Genomic DNA, 2,541 nt, shown 5'->3' with positions numbered 1-2,541 from the left:
GTGTATACGTACACTATCGAAAGAGCCGATTTCACTATGCCAGCTAATGGAGCTTCAACAGTAGCTTGTCAAGCAGACATTGTAACTCCAACGGTTCCAACAGTAACGGATAATTGTGGCAATACCTTAACGCCGAGTGCTCCAGTAGTTTCTACAACGCCAACATGTGAAGGAGATGTAAGCTATACCTATACTTTCACAGACTGTGAAGGCAATACGCACGATTGGGTGTATACGTACATAATTGATGATACCATTTCTCCAACAGGAACTGCTCCAGCTGATTTAACATTGCAATGCATTGCAGATATTCCTACTGCAAATATTAATGAAATTACGGATGAGGCAGATAATTGTTTAGGTTCAGTGATCGTAACTGTAGCAGATACCAATAATGGGGGGACAGGATGCCAAGGTAATCCTTATATAGTTTCAAGAACTTATTCTTTAACGGATTGTGCTGGAAATGTAACGAATTTAGTCCAAACCATAACAGTTCAAGATACAACGAAACCAACATTCGTAGAAACATTGCCAGTAGATGTAACGGTAGAATGTAGCGCGGTTCCAACAGCACCAGTGTTAACGGCTACAGACAATTGCGGAACAGCTACAGTTAGTTATACAGAGGTAAAAACAGCTGGTAGTTGTGTTAATAATTATAGTTTAGCAAGAACATGGACCGCTACTGATGCTTGTGGATTAAAAACAAGTCATACGCAAACCATAACGGTTCAAGATTCAACGAAACCAACATTCGTAGAAACATTGCCAGTAGATGTAACGGTAGAATGTAGCGCGGTTCCAACAGCACCAGTGTTAACTGCTACAGACAATTGCGGAACAGCTACAGTTAGTTATACAGAGGTAAAAACAGCTGGTAGTTGTGTTAATAATTATAGTTTAGCAAGAACTTGGACCGCTACTGATGCTTGTGGATTAAAAATAAGTCATACGCAAACCATAACGGTTCAAGATACAACGAAACCAACATTCGTAGAAACATTGCCAGTAGATGTAACGGTAGAATGTAGCGCGGTTCCAACAGCACCAGTGTTAACGGCTACAGACAATTGCGGAACAGCTACAGTTAGTTATACAGAGGTAAAAACAGCTGGTAGTTGTGTTAATAATTATAGTTTAGCAAGAACATGGATAGCCACCGATCAATGTGGAAATGTTAGTAAATACACACAAGCAATTACAGTTCAGGATGCCACTAAGCCAGTTGTGAACGAAATGGCAGGAAGTTTAGATAGAACTCTAAAATGTTCAGATTCTCAAGGATTATCAAATGCATTGGCTTTAGTGCCTTCCGCAACGGATAATTGCTCAGCAAATCCAATAATTACTTTAGTAAGTGATAGTACAAATGGTGGTACTACTTGTGGTTATTCAAGAGTACGAAAATGGAATTTCAAAGATGAATGTGGCAACATCAGTTTAGATTTTATTCAAACAATTGTAGTAGCAGATCCTGCACCACAAACACTTATTGTTGCTGCTAATGATGCTGTTAGCGGTATTGATGGATTTAGCGGAGTAAAAAATGTTTTAAATATTTTAACTAATGATTTTGTTGATGCTGCTAATGCTACAATAAATAATGTAAGCATAAGCGTTATCACTCCAGAAGCTACAGGTAAATTAATTTTAAACCCTGATGGCTCGGTTGATGTAAAACCAGGTACGCCTGCAGGTATATATACACTTGTGTATGAAATATGTACTATTAACACTCCAAAAGTATGCGATCAAGCCACAGTTACCATCACAGTTGCTGCTCCAGTTATACTTGCCATTAATGATGATTATACTTCTAAACCTATAGATGCTTCCAAAGGAGTTATTTTGGATGTTTTGGCTAATGACAAGATAAATAATGGGGTAGTTACTCTACCACAGGTAAGAATTAGCATTATAGATACCAATGGGTTAGCAGGCATAACAGTAGATGCCCAAGGTAAAATAGTAATTCCGGCGGGCGTCCCAATTGGAACCTACGTATTAAACTATACAATTTGTGATGTTGTCAATGTAAACAATTGCGCTACGGCAAGTGTCACTATTGTGGTGAAAGACCCTTGTGATTTTGATGATAGTGCTGCTTCTTGTGATATTTTGGTACACAATGCTTTTTCTCCGAATAACGACGGGACAAACGAAGTATTTTTTATCGAACGAATAGAAAACTATCCAGATAACAGCGTTGAGATTTACAACCGTTGGGGTGTATTGGTTTTTGAAGTAAATGGTTATGATAATACCTCAAAAGTTTTTGTTGGACTATCCGAAGGAAGAGTAACGGTAAACAAAACCGATGCCTTACCTGATGGAACCTACTACTATGTAATCAAATACAAAAAACCGATCAGCGGAGTGGTTAACCAAAAAGCAGGTTACCTATACTTATCAAAATAAACTAAAAAAAAATAGCCTGAGTCCCAAAACTCAGGCTAAAAAAAATAAAGAATGAAAACAAAAAGTATCACTTTCATTATAATGTTACTAACTGTGGTGAGTTATGGTCAACAAGATGCG

General features: G+C 37.9%; 1 protein-coding gene. It reads left to right on the top strand.

What is annotated here, in order from left to right; genetic code table 11:
• On the top strand, window positions 1-2,421 hold a 2,421-nt coding region (locus FLB_RS07280), incomplete at its 5' end, for a gliding motility-associated C-terminal domain-containing protein (RefSeq protein WP_157490575.1).
• Window positions 2,422-2,541 lie beyond the last annotated feature (120 nt).

The sequence above is a fragment of the Flavobacterium succinicans genome, from assembly GCF_001662485.1.
GTDB classification, from domain to species: Bacteria; Bacteroidota; Bacteroidia; order Flavobacteriales; family Flavobacteriaceae; genus Flavobacterium; species Flavobacterium succinicans_A.
The sequence above is the reverse complement of the archived record's forward strand: the minus strand, read 5'-3'. Positions and strand labels throughout refer to the sequence as shown.